This is a genomic window from Massilia sp. LC238, assembly GCF_000735635.1.
Taxonomy (GTDB): Bacteria; Pseudomonadota; Gammaproteobacteria; order Burkholderiales; family Burkholderiaceae_D; genus Telluria; species Telluria varians.
In genome coordinates this window covers 68,644-91,044 of sequence record NZ_JNNN01000019.1, presented here as the reverse complement: position 1 = coordinate 91,044, position 22,401 = coordinate 68,644, and the positions used below count along the sequence as shown (strand labels likewise).

Here is a 22,401-nt window from a genome sequence, read left to right as displayed (position 1 = left end):
CAGCCCCTGGCGCGCCCGCGCGGCCCGTTCACAGCACCGTCAGGTAGTGCGCGGGCTGCGGGCGCGGGCGCGCCGCCTTGACGCACTCGGCGCTGCCGAAGCCGATGAAGCACACTGCCTGCTCGCCCGCCTCCAGCCCCAGCAGGCGGCGCATGCCGGAAGCGGCCAGCGCGGCGCCGCTGGCCAGGCCGCTGGCAATGCCGAGGGCCTGCGCCGCGATCAGCATGTTCTGCACCGCGCACCCCAGCGACACCAGGCGCTCGGCCACAGGAACATCTGCAAGCGCTGGATCGGCGCGCAAAACGGCGACCAGCAGGCAGGGCGCGTGGAAGGCCTTGCCATGGGCAGCGCTGCGCGCGTCTTCATCTGCGTCCGGCTCGCGCTGCACCAGAGCGTCCACGAAGGCATCGCCCAGTTCATGGCGCTTATGCGCCGGAATCAAAACGAGGCGCCACGAACGCTGCTTGGCATGATCGGGCGCATGCCCTGCCGCCTCGCAGATGCGCTGCAGGCCCGCCTCGTCGGGGCCGGGCGCCTGCAAGCGGCGCAGCGATGTATTGCGGCGTGCAGCCAGCACCGTCCACAGCTCGTCGGACAATGCAGGCGGCGGGTAGGTGGGGAATTCCATGATGACCTCTGTTGCCTGGACTCGGCCGGTGTAATGCGGGATATTGTCGCACGCCTCTCTTGCGGACGAACTCGACCATTCAGCCTGGCACGTAGGCCGGAATGACTAGGTCGGCGTAAGCCGTCATGCCGACAGCCATGCGCCGGCGATCTCCCTAGAATGTCGGCAAACGCTTCCACCGAAACCATTCGCTCCGCATTCGACCACCATGCACATCAAACTGCGGCTCTTCGCCAGCCTGCGCGAGCCCCTCGGGGTCTCCTCCGACAACCTGACGCTGCCGGACAGTACCCGCACTGCCGCGGATGTGCTGCAAGCGCTGCGCGCGCGCGGCGGCGCCTGGGCCGAAGCCCTGTCCGACCCCAGCGCGTTCCGGGTCGCGGTCGACCAGGTCTTGGGCAGCCTCGACAGCCCGGTGCACGATGGCGCCGAGCTTGCCTTCTTCCCTCCCGTGACCGGGGGTTGACATGCCCGTACGCGTACAGCACGAGGACTTCGACCTGTCTACCGAGATCGCCGCCTTGCGAGCCGGCCAGCCCGGCGTTGGCGCCGTGGTGGCCTTCGTCGGCACGGTGCGTGAAATGAACGGCGCCAACGCCGTCTCACACATGGAACTCGAACACTATCCCGGCATGACCGAGGCAGCACTGGAAGCCATTGCCCAGGAAGCTAGCCGGCGCTGGCCGGTCGCCGACATCCTGGTGATCCACCGGATCGGTGCCCTGCGCGGCTGCGACCAGATCGTGCTCGCGGCAGTGGCGGCGCGCCACCGCGGCGAGGCATTCGCCGCCTGCGAGTTCGTCATGGACTACCTCAAGACCCGGGCCCCTTTCTGGAAAAAGGAAATGAGGGCGGATGGCGCGCACTGGGTGGAGGCACGGGCCTCCGACGAGGCCGGCATGGCGAAGTGGCGGGCAGGTGCCCGGGCTTGAGCTCGCTGCCGACCTCCAGCATACGATGAAAAATTTTCTCCCAATCCTGCTCGTCGCACTGGCATGTGTCGGTGCGGCCCCTTCCGCCGATGCTGCCGAGGTACACGTGGCGGTAGCCTCGAATTTCTCCGCGCCCATGCAGAAGATTGCGCAGGCTTTCGAGAAAAAGAGTGGCCACAAAACCGTCCTTGCCTTCGGCGCGACCGGCAAGTTCTACGCACAGGTCAAGCATGGCGCACCTTACGGGCTGCTGCTGGCGGCCGACGCCGCGACGCCCGCCAGGCTGGTCGCTGAAGGCCTGGGCGTGCCCGGCACAGCTTTCAACTATGCCACCGGCCGGCTGGTACTGTGGTCGGCGCAGGCTTCGCTGGTCGATGCAAAGGGAGCCGTGCTGGCAAACCGCGGGTTCACGCACCTGGCGATCGCCAATCCCAGGACGGCGCCCTACGGCGCAGCCGCCGTGGACGTCCTTCAACAGCTACGCCTGCTCGATGGACTGAAAAGCAAGCTGGTCCAAGGGGAAAACATCGCCCAGACCTATCAATTCGTCAAGACCGGCAACGCTGCCCTCGGATTCGTGGCCATGTCCGACGTCTACCGGGGTGGCAGTTTCATCGGTGGATCGGCATGGGTCGTGCCGGCCGAGTTGCATGCGCCGATCCGCCAGGACGCCGTCGTGCTTGCCAAGGGCGCGGCCAACCCGGCGGCCTGGGAGCTGGCAGCCTACCTGCGCTCCGACGAGGCACGTCGGATCATCCGCTTCCATGGTTACGAGTAGCGGAGCATGGAAGACATCGATCCGCTTGCCGGTGATCTCGCCGCGGTCTGGCTGACCGTGAAACTGGCGACGCTGGTCACCCTCCTGCTGTTGCTGGTCGCCACGCCGCTGGCGTGGTGGCTAGCGCGCACGCGCTCGCGTTTGAAACCCGTGGTGGGCGCCCTGGTCGCGCTGCCGATCGTACTCCCGCCCACCGTGCTCGGCTTCTACATGCTGCTCGCGCTGGGGCCTGAAGGCCCGCTTGGCCGCATCAGCGTGGCCCTCGGGATGGGCATCAAACCATTTACCTTCGAGGGCCTGGTGCTGGCCTCGGTCGTGTACTCCCTGCCGTTCGCGGTGCAGCCCCTGCAGAACGCCTTCGACGCGATCGGCAGGCGCCCCCTCGAAGTCGCGGCGACGCTGCGCGCAAGTCCATGGGACAGTTTCTGGACCGTGGTGGTGCCGCTGGCCCGGCCGGGATTCCTTTCCGCAGCCGTGCTTGGATTTGCCCATACGGTCGGCGAATTCGGCGTGGTATTGATGATTGGCGGGAATATCCCGAACGAGACGCGTGTCGTGTCTGTCCAGATCTATGACCATGTCGAAGCGATGGCCTACACGCAGGCGCACTGGCTTGCGGGAGGCATGCTCGTGTTCAGCTTCGTGGTCTTGTTCGCCCTTTACACCTTCTATCCCCAATCGATACGGAAACCGCGCACATGAATGGCTTACGGGTACAGTTCAATGTGGCGCTACGCGCCAGCGCAGCGGTCGAGCCGGACGGCTTTGCGCTCGACATCGACCTTGCGTTGCCGCAGGACGGGATCAGCGCCCTGTTCGGGCATTCCGGATCGGGCAAGACCACCTGCTTGCGCGTGATTGCAGGCCTCGACCGAATCGCCGGTGCACGCGTGTCCTTTGGCGACGAGGTCTGGCAGGACGATGGACGCAAGCTGTTCGTCCCTCCGCACCGGCGGGCGCTCGGCTATGTATTCCAGGAAGCCAGCCTGTTCGATCATTTGACGGTGCGCGGCAATCTCGAATTCGGCTTCAAGCGGGTACCGGTGCACGAGCGCCGTCTCAGCCCCGGCGCGATTACAGAGCTGCTCGGTATCGCGGCGCTGCTGGACCAGCGTCCTGCGCGCTTGTCCGGCGGCGAACGCCAGCGGGTTGCCATTGCACGCGCATTGCTGGCCTCGCCGCGCGTCCTGCTCATGGACGAGCCCCTGGCCGCGCTCGACTTCAGACGCAAGCGCGAGATCCTTCCCTATCTGGAGCGGCTGCGTGACGAGCTGGCCATTCCAATCGTCTATGTAAGCCATGCGCCGGACGAGGTGGCGCGACTGGCTGACCACCTGGTCCTGCTCGATGAAGGAAAAGTGCTTGCCAGCGGGCCATTGGGCGAAACGCTGGCACGGGTCGACCTGCCGCCGCATGTCGGGCCTGAGATCGGCGCCGTGTTCGACGCCGTGCTGACACGGCACGACGCCGGCGACCTGTCCTCGCTGAGTTTTCCGGGAGGCATGCTTACGGTTGGGCGCCGCGCGGAGGCGATCGGCAGCCGGCTTCGTTGCCGCGTCGATGCGCGCGACATTGGCCTGTCGCTGATCGATCCATCGACATCCGGCAGTGCCAACGCCCTTCCTGCCGAGATCACGGCGGTGGCCGCCGCGAACGACGCGATGGATGAGGTACTGGTGCAGTTACGGGTCGGGCCGACACCCTTCCTGGCGCGCGTCAAAGCACGACTCCTGCAAGAATTCGGTATCGTGCCGGGGCGCAAAGTCTGGGTGCAGATGCAACGCGTGGCATTGCTTTCCTAGGCCGCCGCGAGCGGACGCCATAAGGGAATCGCGTCGCCAGTCCGTGTCGCCCCCATGCTTGCTGCGACGGGGACAATCCCGATCACGCAAGGGACAGCGCGCAGCCGGTTCAGGAATCGCTGCGCCGAGATTGAACGACGGCTGCCGCAGCGCGTTGCCGATCCGCTCCACCATGTCGAGCGCATGCTATTGCCAGGACGACGCTGACCAAGGCGGCTGTCCCGACCAGTGCGCCGGGGGCGAGCCGAGACAGGCCCAGTATTGCTGCATGGTAGAGGAAATTCAACAGGGCCAGCAAGCACAGCAAGTCAACCAGAACGACGTGTTTCAACATTCGCGACCGTTTGAGAACCCGATAAAACGGCAAAGGGGCCAGAAACAGGAACGCACAGTCGATCGCAGCGAGAGCAGGATGCGGCGCCGCTAACATTGCCCCTCGTCCAGCGAGCCATACGAGTCCCGTTGCCACCGGCCAGATACTGCGCAGCGGATCCAATGCCATCCAATCCCGAGCTGACTTGTAGAGGAAACCAGTGAATACAGCCGCAAGCACACCGAAAATCGCCTCATGCGCAAACCAGCGCGGATCGATATGTGGATGCACCGTCCATTCAAGCGCGCTCGCCACCCATACGAACAGCACGACTACAGCGAGACCTGAGGCCAACGGGTAGAACGGACGCGCCGCTGCGTTGACAACACCGTATCCAATTGTGATGGAGCCTGGAGAAGCGGCCCTGCTGCTCGATACTGGCATTTTCCCGATGAGTGTTTGGACGACAACGCATCGTAGGGGGTGGCGGAGGAACGGGCAATCCGCCGGAATAACTATGGTGTCGGGAAGCCTGCGAAACGCCGCATTGGATCCATGCACGGCAGGCGCAATGCCTGGACGGCTGTATCATCAGCGGCCGGCGGAGAGAACGAACTTGGTATATGGAGGCGAGGACAGGAATCGAACCTGTCTCGGCGGCTTTGCAGGCCGCTGCATAACCTCTTTGCTACCTCGCCAGAACCTATCTTAGACCGATGGCTGCGTTCGGCTGTGTGCTGGCGCAAAGCCACGCATATCTATATGACTCGAATGGCGGAAAGCTGGGGCCGGAAAAGCAAACGGGCCCTGAACAGGGCCCGTGCTTGATACGATCTGGAGGCGAGGACGGGAGTCGAACCCGTCTAGACGGCTTTGCAGGCCGCTGCATAACCGCTTTGCTACCTCGCCAGAGGTAATCTTGGAACAGCTGACCCGGCCGGTTATGTGCCGTATCAACCGAGAAGCAATGTCTTCTCTGAATTTGGAGCGGGAGAAGAGTCTCGAACTCTCGACCTCAACCTTGGCAAGGTTGCGCTCTACCAACTGAGCTACTCCCGCATTGGAGTCCTACCTGTCGTAAAACCTTTGGAGCGGGAGAAGAGTCTCGAACTCTCGACCTCAACCTTGGCAAGGTTGCGCTCTACCAACTGAGCTACTCCCGCATTGAGTCTTACTTACGCCTGTCGCACCGAGCCATCCGAAGATAACTGGAGCGGGAGAAGAGTCTCGAACTCTCGACCTCAACCTTGGCAAGGTTGCGCTCTACCAACTGAGCTACTCCCGCGTACAGAACAACGATTATCGCAGAACTTTGACATTTTCTCAAGTTTCTCAATCGTGCAACTGATCGTGTCACCTGAAAAACTTGGAGCGGGAGAAGAGTCTCGAACTCTCGACCTCAACCTTGGCAAGGTTGCGCTCTACCAACTGAGCTACTCCCGCTTTGTCTTTCATTCTGCTGCGTTGTTGTCGCAACAGGCAGGCATTATAGAGATTCTATTCCGTACGTCAAGGATGACACGGAACATTTCTTACAAGTTTCCTGCCTTTTCCTTAATAAGCGGCCACGCCCGGCGCAGGTAGTAGAACATCGACCAGACCGTCAGCCCGCCGGCCAGCCACAGGAAGTACTCGCCCCAGTACAGGGTGTCGATCCCGAACAGCACGTCATGGAACAGCAGCATCGGAATCGCCGTCATCTGGGCGGCGGTCTTGATCTTGCCGAGCGAACTCACCGCCACCGACTTGGTGGCGCCGATCTGGGCCATCCATTCGCGCAAGGCGGAGATGGTGATCTCGCGGCCGATGATGATGAAGGCGATGATGGCGTTCACGCGGTCCAGCTGCACCAGCACCAGCAATGCGCCGGCCACCATCAGCTTGTCCGCGACCGGATCGAGGAAGGCGCCGAAGGCCGAGGTCTGGTTCCAGCGGCGCGCCAGGAAGCCGTCGAACCAGTCGGTGACGGCGGCGATGATGAAGACCAGGGTCGCGGCAAGGTTGCGGTCGGCCAGCGGCAGCCAGTGGGTCGGGAGATAGAAGACGCCTACAACCAGGGGAATCAGCGCTACACGTAGCCAGGTCAGGAGAATCGGGATGTTGAAAGGCATAGGAAAAACGCTGATTACGGGAATGAAAAGTTTGGGCGACAGTCTACATGGGTATTGCAAATTGGACTAGGTGACTCGTCTGTATGGGGTGCACGGTCGAGTTAGTGGCTGCATAACGAACTTGGATCCCGGCCTGCGCCGGGATGACGTGCTCAAGTAGCGGGCCACAAAGTTGTTCAGACCTTCGCACGAAAGACCGTCATCCCGGCGTAGGCCGGGATCCAATTTTGCGCACCCCGAAAACAAAACCGGGGCAAAAGCCCCGGTCCAGTAACTCAGTGGAGCTGCCTGTATATCTCCTCCGCCAGCGTACTCGAGATGCCCTCCACCGACATCAGGTCTTCCACGCTGGCGTCGATCACGCCGCGCAGGCCGCCGAAGCGCGCCAGCAGGCGCTGGCGGCGCTTGGCGCCGATGCCTTCGATCTCTTCCAGGCGCGAGGCTTGTCTGGCCTTGGCGCGCTTGGCGCGCATGCCGGTAATGGCAAAGCGGTGCGCCTCGTCGCGGATCATGGCCACCAGCATCAGCGCGGCCGATTCCTTGCCCAGCTCCTGCGGCGCGCGGCCGTCGGCGAAGATCAGGGTTTCCAGGCCCACGCGGCGCCCTTCCCCCTTGGCCACGCCGACGATCATCGCGATGTCCAGGCCCAGTTCCTCGAATACCTGGCGCGCCATCTCGACCTGGCCCTTGCCGCCGTCGACCAGCACGATGTCGGGCATGACGCCTTCGCCATTGGCCACCTTCTCGTAACGGCGCTGCAGCACCTGGCGCATCGCGGCGTAGTCGTCGCCCGGCGTGATGCCGTTGATGTTGAAGCGGCGGTACTCGCCGTTCTGCATCTGGTGGTGGTGGAACACCACGCAGGAGGCCTGGGTCGCTTCGCCCGCCGTGTGGCTGATGTCGAAGCATTCGATGCGCAGCTCGTCGAGGGTTTCGCTGTCCAGCGACAGCGCCTCGGCCAGCGCGCGCGTGCGCGCCTGCTGCGAGCCCTGCTCGGAGAGCAGGCGCGCGAGTGCGATCTCGGCGTTCTTGCAGGCCAGCTCCAGCCACTGGCGGCGCTGCCCCTGCGGCTGGAAGATCAGGTTGATGCGGTGGCCGCACTGCTCCGACAAGGCCACGATCAGCTCGGGCTGGTCGAACTCGATGTTCAGGATCAGGGTGCCCGGAATGAACTGGCCCGCGTAGTGCTGGGCCAGGAAGGCGCACAGCACCTCGACCTCGATCGGGCACTCGCCCAGCGATTCGCCGACGTGGGTCGGGAAATAGGCACGGTCGCCCAGGTGGCGTCCGCCGCGCACCATCGCCAGGTTGACGCAGGCGCGCCCGCCCTGCACCACCACGGCGATCACGTCGACGTCGGCGTCGCCCACGGTTTCCATGCTCTGCGCGTGCAGCACTTTCGACAGGGCCTGGATCTGGTTGCGCACGCTGGCGGCCTGCTCGAACTTCAGCTCCATCGCGTAGGACTGCATTTTCTGCTCCAGGTCCTCCAGCACTTCGCTCTGGCGCCCGCGCAGGAAGCGCGCCGCGTTGTCGACGTCGCGCTTGTAGTCTTCCGGCGTGATCAGGTCGACGCAAGGCGCGCTGCAGCGGCCGATCTGGTGCAGCAGGCAGGGACGCGTGCGGTTGCTGTAGACGCTGTCCTCGCAGGTGCGCAGCAGGAAGACCCGCTGCAGCAGCTGGATCGATTCCTTGGCCGCCCAGGCGCTGGGGAAAGGCCCGAAGTACTGGTTCTTCTTGTCCAGCGCGCCGCGGTAGTAGCCCAGGCGCGGCGCCTCGCCGCCCGTGATCCGGATGTAGGGGTAGCTTTTGTCGTCGCGGAACAGGATGTTGTAGCGCGGCTTGAGCGACTTGATCAGGTTGTTTTCCAGGATCAGCGCCTCGGCCTCGCTGCTCGTCACCGTGGTCTCCAGGTGCGCGATCTGCGACACCATCATCGCGATGCGCGGGCTCGACAGGTTCTTCTGGAAGTAGCTCGACACCCGGTTCTTGAGGTTGCGCGCCTTGCCGACGTAGAGCACGTTCCCGTTGGCGTCGAAATAGCGGTACACGCCCGGCAGGCCGGGCAGTTTTGCCACAGTCGCCAGCACCTGCTCGCGCGCCGCTTCGGTCGGTTGCACCGGTTGCGCCGCGTCGCCCTTCAAAGTCGCTTTCAGTTCTTCTTTCATGGCCTGCCAACTGTCCGGCCGCACGCGTGGCGCGGCGGCCTCAATCTTCCTGATCCTGGGTCTGGCGGCGCCGATGCGCGCCGGCTTCGTTGCCGGGACCGGCATCGCCGCCCCGCCGCTCGCCACATAGGCGACGGTCCCCTCGTCTTCCTTGCTCACGTCCTGCCTACTTGTACTTTATGCGGCCACGTCCTTGGTCACGATCACGAAGGCCACCGCATAATCGGCCTCGTCGCTGACGCTCACCTGCGCCGTCAAACCATTGGCGCGCATGAATTCTTCCAGGGCCCCGCTGCACACGATGACCGGCTTGCCGCTGGGTGCGTTGAGCATCTGGGCCGAGCGCCAGGTCATGGGCATGCGCATGCCCAGCCCGATCGCTTTCGAGAACGCCTCCTTGGCGGAGAAGCGGGTGGCCAGGAAGCGCAGTCCGCGCACCGCGTTCTTGCTGCTCCGCGCATGGTACTTCGCCAGTTCCTCGGGGCCGAGGATCTTCTCGGCGAAGCGCGGGCCGCTGCGCGCGAGCGCCGCCTCGACACGCGAGATCTGGACGATGTCGGTGCCGATCCCGTAGATCATCTCAGGCCCCTGCCCCGTATTGCACGCCAAGGCGCGCCGCCACCATGATGGCCTTCATCTCGCGCACCGCGTTCTCCCAGCCCGCGAACAGGGCGTGGGCGACGATCGCGTGGCCGATGTTGAGCTCGTGGATGTCGGCAATGGCCGCGATCGGCTGCACGTTGGTGTAGTGCAGGCCGTGGCCGGCGTTCACGCGCAGGCCGCGCGAGGCGCCCGCCCGCACGCCGAGCTTGATGCGCTCGATCTCGCGCAGCGCCTCCTCGCCTTCGGCTTCGGCATAGCGGCCGGTGTGCAGTTCGATCACGGTGGCGCCCACCGCGGCAGCTGCTTCGATCTGCCCTTCGTCGGCATCGATGAACAGCGACACGCGGATGCCTTCGCTCTTCAACTGCTGCACCGCCGCTTCCACTTCCTTGTAGTAGCGGATCACGTCCAGGCCGCCCTCGGTGGTGACTTCCTCGCGGCGCTCCGGCACCAGGCACACGTCCTGCGGCTTGACCTGGCAGGCGAAGTCGATCATCTCGCGGGTGACCGCCGCTTCCAGGTTCATGCGCGTGGCCAGTTGCGGGCGCAGCGCGATCACGTCGGCATCCTTGATGTGGCGGCGGTCTTCGCGCAGGTGCAGGGTGATCAGGTCGGCGCCCGCCTGCTCGGCCAGCAGGGCCGCGCGGATCGGGTCCGGATACGTGGTGCCGCGGGCATTGCGCACGGTGGCGATGTGGTCGATGTTGACGCCGAGGTCGATGACGGAGCCAAGGGGTTGCAGGAAGCTCATGTGTGGTCTTTATAGTTGCATCAGGTCGATCAAAATCTGGCGCGTATTCAACGGCGCGCCGCCTAGGTGGTGCGCCAGCAGGAAGCGCATCAGCTGCTTGCTCTGCGCCTGCGTGACCGGGTCGCTGTAATCCTCGCGCTCCATGTCGAGCAGGGTCTTGCCGAGGACGACCGGCCAGACGTCGGCGGGCACGGCTTCGCGCGCGCCCTTCTCGGGGTCCACCACGTAGTCGCGCGCCAGGTCGACCGGGCCGCGCGTCGTGGTCGAGCGCGCCAGGTCGGCGGCGACCCCAGTTTCCTTAAGTAAGGCCCGTTCGAACTTTCGCAAGACGATGGGCGGCGGTTCGCCGTGGGCCAGCTGGTTCAATGTCGCGACGTAGTGGTCGAACAAGGCCGGGTGCTTGTCGTCGCGCGCGAGCAGCTTGACCAGCAGCTCGTTGAGATAAAAGCCGCACAGCAGCGCGGTCTTCTCCAGCGGCAGCATGCCGCCGACCCATTCGGCGTCGATCAGGGTGCGCAGCTCTGACTTGCCGCTGAACGAGACCGACAGCGGCTGGAAGGTCTGCAGCACGCCGCGCAGTTTGGAGAGCGGCCGCTTGGCGCCTTTCGCCACCACGCCCACGCGGCCGAAGTCGCGCGTGAACATGTCCACGATCAGGCTGGTTTCCTTGTAAGGATAGCTGTGCAGGACGAAGCCGGGCTGGCCGCTGACGCGGGTGTCGCGCACGGGCGGCCGGCTGCGTTTGGCCGCTACCGGAATATTCGGTTCCGGAGCGTCGATGAGGTCGTCTGGTTGTGCTTGATCTGGCATGCGGTCGGGACGGCCTCCAAGCGCTTATTCGTAACCGTAGGCGCGCAGGCCCGCTTCGTTGTCGGCCCAGCCGGATTTGACCTTGACCCAGATTTCCAGGTACACGGGGCCGTCGAACAGCTTTTCCATGTCCAGGCGCGACTGGGTCGAGATTTCTTTCAGGCGCGCGCCCTTGTTACCGATGATCATGGACTTGTGCGTGTCGCGCTCGACCAGGATGGCGCAGAAGATGCGGCGCAGGTTGCCTTCCTGCAGGAACTGCTCCACCACCACGGTGCTGGTATACGGCAGCTCGTCGCCCAGCAGGCGGAACACCTTTTCGCGCACGATCTCGGCGGCCAGGAACTTCTCGCTGCGGTCGGTGATGTCGTCCGGCCCGAAGATCGGGGCGTTTTGCGGCAGGTGGCGCTTGATCTCGTTTTCCAGCGCGTCGACCTGGAAGCGCATCTTGGCCGAGACCGGCACGATGGCGGTGAAGTCGCGCAGCGCCGCGATCTTTTGCGCGAACGGCATCAAGACCGCCTTGTCCTTCATGCGGTCCGACTTATTGATGACCAGGACCACCGGGACGTTCTTGGGCAGCAGGTCGAGCACCTGCTGGTCGGCCGGGCCGAAGGTGCCGGCTTCGACCAGGAACAGGATCACGTCCGAGGAGGTGAGCGTGTTCGAGACGGTCTTGTTCAGCGTCTTGTTCAGCGCGTTCGCATGGCGGGTCTGGAAGCCCGGCGTGTCGACGTAGATGAACTGGGCGTCGTCGCGGGTCTGGATGCCGGTGATGCGGTGGCGCGTGGTCTGGGCCTTGCGCGAGGTGATCGACACCTTGGCGCCGATCAGCACGTTCATCAGGGTCGACTTGCCGACGTTGGGGCGGCCGACGATGGCGATATAGCCGCAGCGGAAGTTCTCCGGGGTGCCGGTGGTGTCGGTGGTGTCGTTGCTGTCGATATTATTCATGGTGGTGCTCATGCGGATTTGCTGCCTGTTTGTTCTGTTCCTGCGGCCCCGTCGGACTGGACCGTGCCAATGCCTGCCAGCTTCAGCTGGGCGGCGCGCGGTTTGCTCTTGCGGGCCGCCGGCGCCTTGGCCAGTACCCCCTGCGCCGCTTCCAGCGCCAGCCGGGCGGCGGCCTGTTCGCCGGCGCGGCGGCTGCCGCCGCGTCCGAAGACCTGCACGTTCAGCTTCGGCACCAGGCACTCGACCTCGAATTCCTGGCTGTGGGCGGCGCCGTGCGTGGCCACCACGTTATAGGTCGGCAGCGAGATTTTCTTGCTCTGCAGGAATTCCTGCAGCAGGGTCTTGGCATCCTTGCCCAGTGTACGCGGATCGACCGAGTCGAGCAGCGGAATGTAGAAGGCGCGGATCACGTCGCGCGCAGCATCGAAACCGGTGTCGAGGAAGATCGCGCCCAGCAGGGCCTCCAGGGTGTCGGCCAGGATCGAGGGACGGCGGAAGCCCCCCGATTTCAGTTCGCCCTCTCCCAGGCGCAGGAACTGCGACAGCTCGAGCTTCTGGGCGATCTCGAACAGCGATTGCTGCTTGACCAGGTTGGCGCGCAGGCGCGACAAATCGCCTTCGTCGAGCTTGGTGAAGCGCTCGTACAGGATCGAGGCCACGACGCAGTTCAGGATCGAGTCGCCCAGGAATTCCAGGCGTTCGTTATGCAGCGCGCTATGGCTACGGTGGGTCAGGGCTTGCTGGAGCAGGCCGGTGTCCCGGAACGTGTAACCCAAGCGTGTTTGCAATAACTGTAGATTCATTGTGCTGTCATGGTTTCACCAGGCACCCAGTGCCCGGAGTCTATTGCCTGTTACTGGGACGCGGTTGCGGCCCCATCTGCTTCTTTGGCGGCATTGGCGCCGCTCGGGTCGGTCGTACCCGCGTAGTCGATCACCAAGCTCACATTGCCCACCAGCGGCACCCGCTTCTCGTAGGCAAAGCTGATCTGCGTCTCGCCGTCGTCGCGGGTGATGGTCAGGTCGCGGCCGTTGATGGCGGTGACGTTGTTCATGCCGGCGTTCTTGTCAAAGGCTACCTGCATTTCGCGCGGCGTGCCGCCAGCTTCCTTGGCGCGCTGAATCGCTTCCTTGATCGCGCTGTACTCGAACCAGGTCGGCAGCAGCTTGAGCGCGAACACGGCGATCACGCCGATCACGGCCAGGACGAGGATCAGGCCGGTCAGGGAAACGCCGGCTTGCTTGCTGGGTGCTTGGTGACGCATTGTGGATCTCCCGGATTACTGGATGCCGCCAATCCGTTTCGGATTGCCGAAGTTCATCCAGACAACGATCGCCTTGCCAACAATGTTTTTATCCGGCACGAAGCCCCAATAGCGGCTGTCGGCACTGTTGTCGCGGTTATCGCCCATCATGAAATAGTTGCCTGGAGGTACGATACAGGTAAATTTATCGTACGAATAGTCGCAGGCTTCACGATTCGGGAAATTGTCCACAGCGCCGAGATCGATCGTGCGCTTGCCCTCGGTGTTCAGGATGCGGTGCGCCACCCCGTTCTCCTTGCCAGGCAGATGTTCGACGAACTGCTTGTGGTAGATCGGGTGCTGGTCGTCCAGGTAGTCGTCCATCGGGGTGTACTGGACCGGCTTGCCGTTCACCGTCAAGCGCTTGTCTTCATAGGTGATGGTGTCGCCAGGCACGCCGATGACGCGCTTGATGTAGTCCTGGCCCATGTCCTTCGGATACTTGAACACCATGACGTCGCCGCGCTGCGGGTCGCCCACTTCGATCACCTTCTTGTTGACGATCGGCAGGCGCACACCGTAGGCGTACTTGTTCACGAGGATGAAGTCGCCCACCAGCAGGGTCGGCACCATCGACGAGGACGGGATCTTGAACGGCTCCCACAGGAAGGAGCGCAGGATGAACACCAGCGCGATCACCGGGAAGAAGCTGCCCGAGTACTCGATCCAGGTCGGCTGGCGCAGGTGCGCCTGCTCGATGGCGGCGCGCCCGTTGCCGCTGTCGACCTTGATGCCGTCGGCCGTGAGCTTGCTGGTGCGGGCGTCGTATTCGGCCAGGGCGGCGTCGGCCTTGCGGCGGCGCGCCTTGGCGAGCACGAACACGTCCAGGCACCAGATGACCCCGGTGACCACCATCAGGACGAACAGGATCAGAGCAAAATTGCTCAGGATGGGTTGCATGTCCATTTATTTTTCTTCCACCTGGAGGATGGCCAGGAAGGCCTCCTGCGGGATCTCCACCGAACCGACCTGCTTCATGCGCTTCTTGCCGGCCTTCTGCTTCTCGAGCAGCTTCTTCTTACGCGAAATGTCGCCGCCATAGCACTTGGCCAGCACGTTCTTGCGCAGCGCCTTGACGTTTTCGCGCGAGATGATGGTGGCGCCGATCGCGGCCTGGATCGCCACGTCGAACATCTGGCGCGGGATCAGTTCGCGCATCTTGGCCGCCACCTGGCGCCCGCGGTAGGGGGCGTTGGCGCGGTGCACGATGATCGCCAGCGCGTCGACCTTCTCGCTGTTGATCAGCATGTCGACCTTCACCACGTCGGCGGCGCGGTATTCCTTGAACTCGTAGTCCATCGAGGCATAGCCGCGCGAGGTCGATTTCAGGCGGTCGAAGAAGTCCAGCACGATTTCCGCCATCGGGATCTCGTAGTGCAGCTTGACCTGGCGGCCGTGGTAGGCCATGTCCATCTGGACGCCGCGCTTGCCGTTACACAGGGTCATCACCGCACCCACGTACTCTTGCGGCATGTACAGGTTGACGTCGACGATCGGCTCGCGCACTTCGTTGATCTTGGACGGCTCCGGCATCTTGGACGGGTTGTCGACACGAACCATGCTGCCGTCGCGCATCTCGACCTCGTACACCACGGTCGGGGCGGTGGTGATCAGGTCCATGTCGAACTCGCGCTCGAGGCGTTCCTGCACGATCTCCATGTGCAGCAGGCCCAGGAAGCCGCAGCGGAAGCCGAAGCCCAGCGCCTGCGAGACTTCCGGCTCGTACATCAGGGCGGCGTCGTTCAATTTGAGCTTTTCCAGCGAATCGCGCAGGGCGTCGTACTGGTTGGCTTCCACCGGGAACAGGCCGGCGAACACCTGCGGCTGGACTTCCTTGAAGCCCGGCAGCGGGCTTGGTGCCGGCTTGGCGGCCAGGGTGACGGTGTCGCCCACCTTGGCGGCGGTCAGTTCCTTGATGCCGGCGATGATGAAGCCCACCTGCCCTGCCGACAGTTCCGGCAGTGAGACCGAGCGCGGGGTGAACACGCCGATGTTCTCGACCAGGTTCACGGAACCGGTTGCCATCAGGAGGATCTTGTCCTTCGGGCGCAGGGTGCCGTTCACCACGCGCACCAGCATCACGACGCCCACATAGGGGTCGTACCAGGAGTCGACGATCAGGGCCTGCAACGGCGCGTCCTTGTCGCCCTTGGGCGGCGGCACCTTGGCGATCAGGGTTTCCAGCACGTCTTCCACGCCCAGGCCGGTCTTGGCCGAGCACACCGTGGCGTCGGACGCGTCGATGCCGATGACGTCCTCGATTTCCTTCTTGGCGTTGTCCGGGTCGGCGTGCGGCAGGTCGATCTTGTTCAGGATCGACACCACTTCCACGCCCAGGTCGAGCGCGGTGTAGCAGTTGGCCACGGTCTGGGCTTCCACACCTTGCGAGGCGTCGACCACCAGCAGCGCGCCTTCGCAGGCCGACAGCGAGCGCGAGACTTCGTAGGAGAAGTCGACGTGGCCCGGGGTATCGATCAGGTTCAGGTTGTAGGTCTGGCCGTCGCGCGCCTTGTACTGCAGCGCCGCGGTCTGGGCCTTGATGGTGATGCCGCGCTCGCGTTCCAGGTCCATCGAGTCGAGCACCTGCGCGTCCATCTCGCGCTCCGACAGGCCGCCGCACAGCTGGATGATACGGTCGGCAAGGGTCGATTTGCCGTGGTCGATGTGGGCAATGATGGAGAAGTTACGTATGTTGTTCATTAACAAAGCTCAAAAACCAAAAAGGCCGCGGGCAGCGCGGCAGGCTACGACAACGAATAGGGGCAATGCAAAAAAGCGCTCCGTGAGGGCATGCCGGCCCCCGGTCGAAGCGCTCGATGAAGCGAATGAAAAGCGTGGCCGGCAGGCTTGCGATCGGCCGGCGCTTTTCCGACCCCGGCATTTTACCGGATTCCGCGCCGGAAAGCCCGGTTTTGGGGGCGGCGAAGGGTAGAAAGGCCCGTTTTTGATTATCCGGGAGACAATGGCAGGGTTTGCGGATCAGGCGGCAGCCCGGGCGCAGGCCTCGGCCCAGCCGCGCGCCGCCACCGGGTCGAGGAAGTAATGGCACAGCTCCTCGCCTTCCGGGTCGCCATACAGCACCGGCACCAGCTCGTCGAAACGCTCCACCAGCGCCGGGTCGGCATCGACGTCGACCACGGCGACCTCGAAGCGCTCACCGGGCTGCTGCAGGGCCAGCAAGGCCTGCAGCATGTCTTCGCACAGGTGGCAGTAGCTGCGCGAGTACAGCGTGAACGGAACCGCCCCCATCATTGACGCGGCTTCACGACGATGTACTGGGTGACGTCGTCACGCCGCACCAGCAGGGCCACCGGCTTCTTCGGATCCAGCTTGGCGACCAGGCCGTTGAACTGGGCCACGTTGTTCACCGGGCTATTGCCCACCTGCGAGATGATGTCGCCCGGACGGATGCCTGCCGTGGCCGCGCTGCCCTCGGCATTCTCGACCAGCACGCCGCCGTCGACGCCGGCTTCGGCGCGCGCCGCCGCCGGGATGTCGGAGACCACCAGGCCGAGCGCGTTCGGCGCGGCGCCCGGGGTCGGCTTCTTGGGCGTCGGGCGGGCGGTCGGGGAACGCTCTTCCTGCAGTTCGACGATGGTCACCGGCACGTCGAGCTGGGTGCCGCGGCGCCACACGGTGACGGTGGCGCGGCTGCCGACCTTGGTGGCCCCGACCAGGCGCGGCAGGTCGCGGGTGGTCTCGATCGGCTGGCCGTTGAATTTCAGGATGATGTCGCCGACCTTGATGCCGCCCTTCTCCGCCGGGCCGCCGGCTTCGACCATCGACACTTCGGCGCCGCGCGCCTTGCCCAGGCCGAGCGACTCGGCGACGTCGCGCGTGACTTCGCTGATCTGCACGCCCAGGCGCCCGCGCGTGACTTTACCCGTGGTTTTCAGCTGGTCGGCGACGCGCATGACCTCGTCGATGGGCACCGCGAAGGAGATGCCGTTGTAGGCGCCGGAGAGCGTGGCGATCTGCGAGTTGATGCCGATGACCTCGCCGCGCATGTTGATCAGGGGGCCGCCCGAGTTGCCCGGGTTGACCGCGACGTCGGACTGGATCAGCGGCAGGTATTCGCCGGTGTCGCGCGACTTGGCCGAGATGATGCCCGAGGTGACGGTGTTGTCGAGGCCGAAAGGCGAGCCGATCGCCACCACCCATTCGCCGACCCGGATCTTGCTGGAGTCGCCGGTGCGCAGGTAAGGCAGGTTGCTGGCCGAAAGCTTGAGCAGGGCCACGTCGGAACGGCGGTCGGCGCCCAGCACCTTGGCCTTGAATTCGCGCCGGTCGGTGAGCGTGACGGTGACTTCGTCGGCGCCTTCGACCACGTGGGCATTGGTGAGCACGAAGCCGTCGGCGGAAACGATGAAGCCGGAACCGACGCCGCGCGTGACCTGCTCCTCGGCGCCGCCCTGTCCGCCCGGACGGCCCTGGCCGCGCCCGCCGCCCCGCGGAATCTGGCCGCCGAAGAAGCGGCGCAGGAATTCCTGCATTTCCTCCTCGCCCGGCATGCCCTGGCCGCGCTGCACGCGCTCGGTGGTGCGGATGTTGACCACGGCCGGGCCGACCTTGTCGATCAGGTCGGAGAAATCGGGCAGGCCGGTGACGACCGGGGTCTGTACCGGCGCCGCAGCCATGGCGGTGTGGGGGAGGAAGGCACAGCTCGCTGCGACCAGCAGGGCCGGCAGGAACACGCGGAGTGGACGATGCTTGGATTGACGGGTCATGGGCTTGGCGGTGGAAGGCTGAGATTGACTTTATGGTAAGCCAAAATACGCGCTTTGTCGCGCCGTACGCGGGCATGCCGCGCCCACATCGAAGGTGGAAAAGGGATGTGGAACAAGCCGAAGGACTTATATACGGAATGAATCAGATGAGCTGTGTGATATGCCGCACATATCAGCGATGCATGCGCCGGCGTCTTGTGCTGGCCGGCCGGCCGTCAGGCTAGAGGCGCTTGACGGCCGCCGGGCTCGTATCGGCAACGGGCGCGTCGCGCGGTGTCGCGCCCTGCCCGGCCATCTTGCTGCCGCCCAGCGATTCCGCCCCCGCCACGACCGCCGGTGCGATCGCCGCCAGCGCATCGGCCGCTGTCGCCGGGCGCCCTGCCGCGCGCCGCAGCGGCGCCGGTTCGGCGGCCAGCCGGTCGGCCAGGCGCAGCGAGAAACCGGGCGAGAGTTCCGCCTCGAGCGGCTCGGCGCGCAAGGCGTCGCCAATGCGGTGGTAGAGATCCCATGTCTGCCGCCCGTCCGCATCGCGCAGGGCCGCCAGCGCGAGCTCAAGGTCGGCGTCCGGCAGTTCGCCGTCCGCAAAGGCCGATATGTATTCGCGTATCTTCTTGTTCGTGTCCATCTGGTAACCCGTCGACGTCGGTCTGTTTGTGTTGTCCCGTCTCTGTACGATCCTGCTACCTACCGACGTTTGTCAACCGGGAAATCGAGCAATGGGCGCAATTTCTCGGCAATGACTTCGCGTGCACGGAAAATCCGGCTGCGTACGGTTCCTATCGGACACGCCATCACCTCGGAGATTTCTTCGTAGCTCAATCCTTCTATTTCTCGCAGAACAATTGCCGTTCGCAATTCCAGCGGCGGTGCTTCCATTGCCGCATTGACTGTGTGGGCAATCTGCTTACTCGCCAACACCGATTCGGGTGTGTTTATGTCGCGCAAGCTGTCTGCGTCGTCGAATCCCTCTGCCCGCTCGGCGTCGGCCTCGGTGGAGGTCGGCGCACGGCGGCCCTGTGTGACCAAGAAATTCTTGGCCGTGTTGATTCCGATGCGATACAGCCAGGTGTAGAAGGCGGAATCGCCGCGGAAGTGGCGCAGCGCGCGGAAAGCCTTGATGAAGGTCTCTTGCACGACGTCTTCGGCTTCCGCCGGATCGTGCACGAGGCGCGACACCAGGCGCATCAGGCGGCGCTGGTACTTGGCCACGAGCAGGTCGAACGCGGCCCGGTCGCCAGCCTGGACGCGCTCCACCAAAACCTGATCTCCCTCGCGTTCTGTCGTCACGGACCCTGCCCCATCGGCTGCAGCGGCCCTCCTGCATAAGAGTTGGCCCGCTGCAATAAGTTCAAAGTATTTTGTGCTCCGCCGCTGACCCGCCCCCAGCCTGGACGCCGGCGCCGAGCGCCACCGCCAGGGCACGAAATGCCTCCGGCGGCAGGCTGTCCGGCAGGACGGCAACCGGCGTCCGTACGGCTGCGCGCGAACCGGGCCGGCGCCGTAGCCGCAAACCCTGTGCACCCCCGTTCGCCGCTCCGACGGCGCCGCCCTCAGTCCCCTCCAGGCACAGCATCAACATCCGCGGCCACAGCGTGGAGCCGGCCGACAGCCTCGCCGGCGAGCCTTCGCGTTTGTCCTGCCGCACACCCTGTTGTACCGTCAGGCGTAGCTGGCCGGGTCCAGAAATATCAATGCGATGCACCGTTGCAGCACGCAGCGCGGCATGCAGCACGCATGCTGCCGCGAACAGCAGCGCAGCCGCCACACAGGGCGCGGCCGCGAAGCGCGCGGACGTGGCGAAGCCCACGGCGCACGCGGCCGCGATCAGGGAAGCGCCGAAGCCGGCGAGCAGGCAACGCAGGCGGCGCGACGGCGCAATGACGACGCTCAGCGCGATCGACATGGCTCTTTGGCGAGAAAAGGAAAGGGCGCCGCAGCCCGGGGGCGACGGAGGAGGTACGGGGGGGATTGCGCAGGACCGAACGACGACGGCTGCAGGGCGCCCATTCCGGTTAGACCGGAATGGGCGTGGTCTGGTTCAGACCCGCTTGTCAGATTATCTTCAGACTTTTGCGAAGACGAGGGTACCGTTGGTACCGCCGAAGCCGAAGGAGTTCTTGACCGCGTAGTCGATCTTCATGTCCCGCGCCGTGTTGGCCACGAAGTCCAGGTCGCACTCCGGATCCTGGTTGAAGATGTTGATCGTCGGCGGCGACACCTGGTTGTGGATCGCCAGCACGGTGAACACCGATTCCAGGCCGCCCGCGCCACCCAGCAGGTGGCCGGTCATCGACTTGGTCGAGTTCACGACGAGGCCGGTCTTGGCGTGGTCGCCGAAGACGCGCTTGATGCCGCGCACTTCCGCCACGTCGCCCAGCGGCGTCGAGGTGCCGTGCGCATTGACGTACTGGACTTCGCCGGCGTTCAGGCCGGCGTTCTTCAGTGCCGCCACCATGCAGCGCGCCGCGCCACTGCCATCCTCGACCGGCGAGGTGATGTGGTTGGCGTCCGCGCTCATGCCGAAGCCGATGACTTCCGCATAGATCCTGGCGCCGCGTGCGACCGCGTGTTCGTACTCTTCGAGCACCATCACGCCGGCGCCCTCGCCCAGCACGAAGCCGTCGCGGTCCTTGTCCCACGGACGGGACGCGGTGGCCGGATCGTCATTGCGGGTCGACAGCGCGCGTGCCGAGGCGAAGCCGCCCAGGCCCAGCGGCGACACGGTCGATTCCGCGCCGCCGGCGATCATCACGTCGGCATCGCCGTACTCGATCAGGCGAGCAGCGGCGCCGATGCAGTGCAGGCCGGTGGTGCAGGCGGTGACGATCGCCAGGTTCGGGCCGCGCAGGCCGAATTTGATCGAGAGATCGCCCGAGATCATGTTGATGATCGATGCCGGCACGAAGAAGGGCGAGATGCGGCGCGGGCCGCGATTCATGTACTCTTCCTTGGTGGCTTCGATCATCGGCAGGCCGCCGATACCCGAACCGATGGTCACACCGATGCGGTCCGCGTTTTCCTCGGTCACGACCAGGCCGGAATCCTGCAGGGCCTGGATGCCGGCTGCCATGCCGAAATGGATAAAGCTATCCATATTGCGGCCTTCCTTGCCCGGCAGGTAGTCTTCCACCTTGAAGTTCTTCACTTCACCGGCGAAATGCGTCGTGAACGGCGTCGCGTCGAACTTGGTAATGTTGGCAATGCCCGACTTCCCGGCCAGCGCCGCGTCCCACGCCTCGGCAATGGTGTTGCCGATAGGTGAAATGCAGCCCAGGCCGGTAACGACGACACGGCGGTTGCGTGAACGGCTCAAGCGATTCTCCCAAAAACTTTTAAAGCGACAGCTTAGGCCTTGACGTGCGCGGTGGCGTAGTCGATGGCTTGCTTGACGGTGGTGATCTTCTCAGCCTGCTCGTCAGGGATTTCCATTTCGAACTCGTCTTCCAGTGCCATCACCAGTTCCACGGTGTCCAGCGAGTCAGCGCCGAGGTCGTCAACGAACGAGGATTCGATTTTGATGTCTGCTTCTGCAACGCCCAGTTGCTCAGCGACGATTTTTTTAACGCGTTGTTCGATATCCGACATGTTATGGCTCCATTAAGGTGTGTGTTGCGGAAAGTGCGCGCATTTTATCAGGTTTGCGCGATGAAAAACTACTTTCGGCGATTACGCTTATTTCCACCGAAATTACTGCTAAAAGTGGCGTACACGCCGGATTATCTTCGCGAGCGCTGATAATCCGGCATTCTAGCGCCTTAATTCATGTACATGCCGCCATTCACGTGCAGCTCGGTGCCCGTGATATAGGCGGCGGTCGGGCCGGCCAGGAAGCTGACTGCGTGGGCGATGTCTTCCGGCTGGCCGAGGCGGCCCAGCGGAATCTGGCCCAGCAGTGCGCTGTGCTGGTCGTCGCCCAGTGCCTTGGTCATGTCGGTGTCGATGAAGCCCGGCGCGACGCAATTGACGGTGATGTTGCGGCTGCCGATCTCGCGCGCCAGCGCGCGGGTCATGCCGGCCACGCCGGCCTTGGCCGCGGCGTAGTTCATCTGGCCCGGGTTGCCCGAGGCGCCCACCACCGAGGTGATGTTGATGATGCGGCCGTGCTTGGCCTTCATCATCCCGCGCAGCACCAGGCGCGACAGGCGGCCGACGGCGGTCAGGTTGGTGGAAATGACGCTGTCCCACTCCTCGTCCTTCATGCGCATGGCCAGGTTGTCCTGGGTGATGCCGGCATTGTTGACCAGGATCGACAGGCTGCCGAAGCCCTTCTGCACCTCGTCGACGATGGCGCCGCACTGGGCCGCGTCGGTCACGTTCAGGACCACGCCCTTGCCGCCGAATTCAGCCAGGTAGGCGCTGATCGCCTCGGCGCCGGCCGCGCTGGTGGCGGTGCCGACGACCTTCGCGCCCTGGCGCGCCAGTTCCAGCGCGATGGCCTTGCCGATACCGCGCGATGCGCCGGTGACGAGGGCGACTTGGTTCTCCAGATTCATGCTATTCCTTTTCTTTGGTGTTGATCTC

26 protein-coding genes and 6 tRNA genes are annotated in these 22,401 nt (G+C 64.4%); 6 read left to right on the top strand and 26 right to left on the bottom strand.

Translation table 11 applies throughout. The annotated features are described in order from the left end of the window. Positions 1–28: 28 nt before the first annotated feature. Positions 29–628 (bottom strand): nitroreductase family protein, encoded by a 600-nt coding sequence (locus FG94_RS04180; protein WP_036207464.1) that lies wholly within the window; start codon positions 626–628, stop codon positions 29–31. 208 nt (positions 629–836) lie between these two features. Here FG94_RS04180 and FG94_RS04175 point away from each other — a divergent pair, with 208 nt between their 5' ends. The 5 genes from FG94_RS04175 to modC are packed head-to-tail and all read left to right on the top strand — an operon-like array spanning position 837 to position 4,140. Further along, entirely contained in the window at positions 837–1,094 is a 258-nt protein-coding gene (locus FG94_RS04175; RefSeq protein WP_036207461.1) for a MoaD/ThiS family protein, read from the top strand. Position 1,095: 1 nt separating this feature from the next. Beyond that, positions 1,096–1,560, top strand: a complete 465-nt coding sequence (locus FG94_RS04170) for a molybdenum cofactor biosynthesis protein MoaE (RefSeq protein ID WP_036207458.1) — start codon at positions 1,096–1,098, stop codon at positions 1,558–1,560. 25 nt (positions 1,561–1,585) lie between these two features. Then, positions 1,586–2,338, top strand: a complete 753-nt coding sequence (gene modA / locus FG94_RS04165) for a molybdate ABC transporter substrate-binding protein (protein WP_036207455.1) — start codon at positions 1,586–1,588, stop codon at positions 2,336–2,338. A 6-nt stretch (positions 2,339–2,344) separates the two neighbouring features. Beyond that, positions 2,345–3,040, top strand: coding sequence for a molybdate ABC transporter permease subunit (modB, locus tag FG94_RS04160; RefSeq protein WP_036207453.1), 696 nt, complete (start codon positions 2,345–2,347; stop codon positions 3,038–3,040). Further along, the gene (gene modC / locus FG94_RS04155) at positions 3,037–4,140 is read left to right on the top strand and encodes a molybdenum ABC transporter ATP-binding protein (protein WP_036207450.1); all 1,104 of its coding nucleotides are present in this window, start codon (positions 3,037–3,039) and stop codon (positions 4,138–4,140) included. Before modB ends, modC begins: the two co-directional genes overlap by 4 nt. A gap of 109 nt (positions 4,141–4,249) precedes the next feature. Here the strand turns inward: modC and FG94_RS26425 are convergent, their stop codons facing one another. The 17 genes from FG94_RS26425 to lepA all read right to left on the bottom strand — a co-directional run bounded on the left by FG94_RS26425 (position 4,250) and on the right by lepA (position 15,853). Then, positions 4,250–4,897 (bottom strand): NnrS family protein, encoded by a 648-nt coding sequence (locus tag FG94_RS26425; RefSeq protein ID WP_081925777.1) that lies wholly within the window; start codon positions 4,895–4,897, stop codon positions 4,250–4,252. A 180-nt stretch (positions 4,898–5,077) separates the two neighbouring features. Beyond that, positions 5,078–5,151 (bottom strand) — tRNA-Cys (locus FG94_RS04145). Positions 5,152–5,288: 137 nt separating this feature from the next. Then, a tRNA-Cys gene (locus FG94_RS04140) sits at positions 5,289–5,362 on the bottom strand. Positions 5,363–5,436: 74 nt separating this feature from the next. Continuing rightward, positions 5,437–5,512 (bottom strand) — tRNA-Gly (locus FG94_RS04135). A 28-nt stretch (positions 5,513–5,540) separates the two neighbouring features. Further along, positions 5,541–5,616 (bottom strand) — tRNA-Gly (locus tag FG94_RS04130). A gap of 46 nt (positions 5,617–5,662) precedes the next feature. After that, positions 5,663–5,738: transfer RNA gene (locus FG94_RS04125), tRNA-Gly, on the bottom strand. An 82-nt stretch (positions 5,739–5,820) separates the two neighbouring features. Beyond that, positions 5,821–5,896, bottom strand: a tRNA-Gly gene (locus FG94_RS04120). An 89-nt stretch (positions 5,897–5,985) separates the two neighbouring features. Next, on the bottom strand, positions 5,986–6,564 hold the full coding sequence (pgsA, locus tag FG94_RS04115) for a CDP-diacylglycerol--glycerol-3-phosphate 3-phosphatidyltransferase (protein WP_036207442.1): 579 nt from the start codon (positions 6,562–6,564) through the stop codon (positions 5,986–5,988). A gap of 275 nt (positions 6,565–6,839) precedes the next feature. Then, positions 6,840–8,732: an excinuclease ABC subunit UvrC gene (gene uvrC, locus FG94_RS04110; protein WP_081925776.1), complete on the bottom strand. Its 1,893-nt coding sequence runs from the start codon at positions 8,730–8,732 to the stop codon at positions 6,840–6,842. A gap of 177 nt (positions 8,733–8,909) precedes the next feature. Beyond that, on the bottom strand, positions 8,910–9,311 hold the full coding sequence (gene acpS, locus FG94_RS04105) for a holo-ACP synthase (RefSeq protein ID WP_036207439.1): 402 nt from the start codon (positions 9,309–9,311) through the stop codon (positions 8,910–8,912). A gap of 1 nt (position 9,312) precedes the next feature. Continuing rightward, a complete protein-coding gene (gene pdxJ / locus FG94_RS04100) occupies positions 9,313–10,086 on the bottom strand; it encodes a pyridoxine 5'-phosphate synthase (protein ID WP_036207438.1) in 774 nt (257 codons plus the stop codon). Between the two features lie 9 nt (positions 10,087–10,095). Continuing rightward, on the bottom strand, positions 10,096–10,896 hold the full coding sequence (recO, locus tag FG94_RS04095; RefSeq protein ID WP_036207435.1) for a DNA repair protein RecO: 801 nt from the start codon (positions 10,894–10,896) through the stop codon (positions 10,096–10,098). 24 nt (positions 10,897–10,920) lie between these two features. Further along, positions 10,921–11,850 (bottom strand): GTPase Era, encoded by a 930-nt coding sequence (gene era, locus FG94_RS04090; protein WP_036207597.1) that lies wholly within the window; start codon positions 11,848–11,850, stop codon positions 10,921–10,923. Positions 11,851–11,858: 8 nt separating this feature from the next. Next, positions 11,859–12,626 (bottom strand): ribonuclease III, encoded by a 768-nt coding sequence (rnc, locus tag FG94_RS04085; RefSeq protein ID WP_229445848.1) that lies wholly within the window; start codon positions 12,624–12,626, stop codon positions 11,859–11,861. Between the two features lie 77 nt (positions 12,627–12,703). Next, on the bottom strand, positions 12,704–13,114 hold the full coding sequence (locus FG94_RS04080; RefSeq protein WP_036207428.1) for a DUF4845 domain-containing protein: 411 nt from the start codon (positions 13,112–13,114) through the stop codon (positions 12,704–12,706). Positions 13,115–13,129: 15 nt separating this feature from the next. Further along, a complete protein-coding gene (gene lepB / locus FG94_RS04075; protein ID WP_036207425.1) occupies positions 13,130–14,059 on the bottom strand; it encodes a signal peptidase I in 930 nt (309 codons plus the stop codon). Next, positions 14,060–15,853, bottom strand: a complete 1,794-nt coding sequence (gene lepA / locus FG94_RS04070) for a translation elongation factor 4 (protein ID WP_036207422.1) — start codon at positions 15,851–15,853, stop codon at positions 14,060–14,062. It lies immediately after the preceding gene. A gap of 116 nt (positions 15,854–15,969) precedes the next feature. Between lepA and FG94_RS28395 the strand changes: the two genes are divergently transcribed. Beyond that, on the top strand, positions 15,970–16,101 hold the full coding sequence (locus FG94_RS28395) for a hypothetical protein (protein WP_267872325.1): 132 nt from the start codon (positions 15,970–15,972) through the stop codon (positions 16,099–16,101). Positions 16,102–16,132: 31 nt separating this feature from the next. Here the strand turns inward: FG94_RS28395 and FG94_RS04065 are convergent, their stop codons facing one another. From FG94_RS04065 to fabG, 8 genes are all read right to left on the bottom strand, one after another. Then, positions 16,133–16,405 carry a glutaredoxin family protein gene (locus FG94_RS04065; protein ID WP_373964691.1) on the bottom strand — a complete coding sequence of 91 codons (273 nt, stop codon included), beginning with the start codon at positions 16,403–16,405 and terminating at the stop codon, positions 16,133–16,135. Continuing rightward, positions 16,402–17,880 (bottom strand): DegQ family serine endoprotease, encoded by a 1,479-nt coding sequence (locus FG94_RS04060; RefSeq protein WP_036207418.1) that lies wholly within the window; start codon positions 17,878–17,880, stop codon positions 16,402–16,404. The genes FG94_RS04065 and FG94_RS04060 overlap by 4 nt, the downstream gene beginning before the upstream one ends. A 220-nt stretch (positions 17,881–18,100) precedes the next feature. After that, positions 18,101–18,505 (bottom strand): sigma-E factor negative regulatory protein, encoded by a 405-nt coding sequence (locus FG94_RS04055; protein WP_081925775.1) that lies wholly within the window; start codon positions 18,503–18,505, stop codon positions 18,101–18,103. Positions 18,506–18,564: 59 nt separating this feature from the next. Next, positions 18,565–19,167 (bottom strand): RNA polymerase sigma factor RpoE, encoded by a 603-nt coding sequence (gene rpoE, locus FG94_RS04050; protein WP_036207413.1) that lies wholly within the window; start codon positions 19,165–19,167, stop codon positions 18,565–18,567. Positions 19,168–19,228: 61 nt separating this feature from the next. After that, on the bottom strand, positions 19,229–19,783 hold the full coding sequence (locus FG94_RS04045) for a hypothetical protein (protein ID WP_036207408.1): 555 nt from the start codon (positions 19,781–19,783) through the stop codon (positions 19,229–19,231). Positions 19,784–19,942: 159 nt separating this feature from the next. After that, positions 19,943–21,193 (bottom strand): beta-ketoacyl-ACP synthase II, encoded by a 1,251-nt coding sequence (fabF, locus tag FG94_RS04040; RefSeq protein ID WP_027863714.1) that lies wholly within the window; start codon positions 21,191–21,193, stop codon positions 19,943–19,945. Positions 21,194–21,225: 32 nt separating this feature from the next. After that, positions 21,226–21,465, bottom strand: a complete 240-nt coding sequence (gene acpP, locus FG94_RS04035; protein WP_020653257.1) for an acyl carrier protein — start codon at positions 21,463–21,465, stop codon at positions 21,226–21,228. 170 nt (positions 21,466–21,635) lie between these two features. Next, positions 21,636–22,373, bottom strand: a complete 738-nt coding sequence (fabG, locus tag FG94_RS04030; protein WP_036207401.1) for a 3-oxoacyl-ACP reductase FabG — start codon at positions 22,371–22,373, stop codon at positions 21,636–21,638. Positions 22,374–22,401 lie beyond the last annotated feature (28 nt).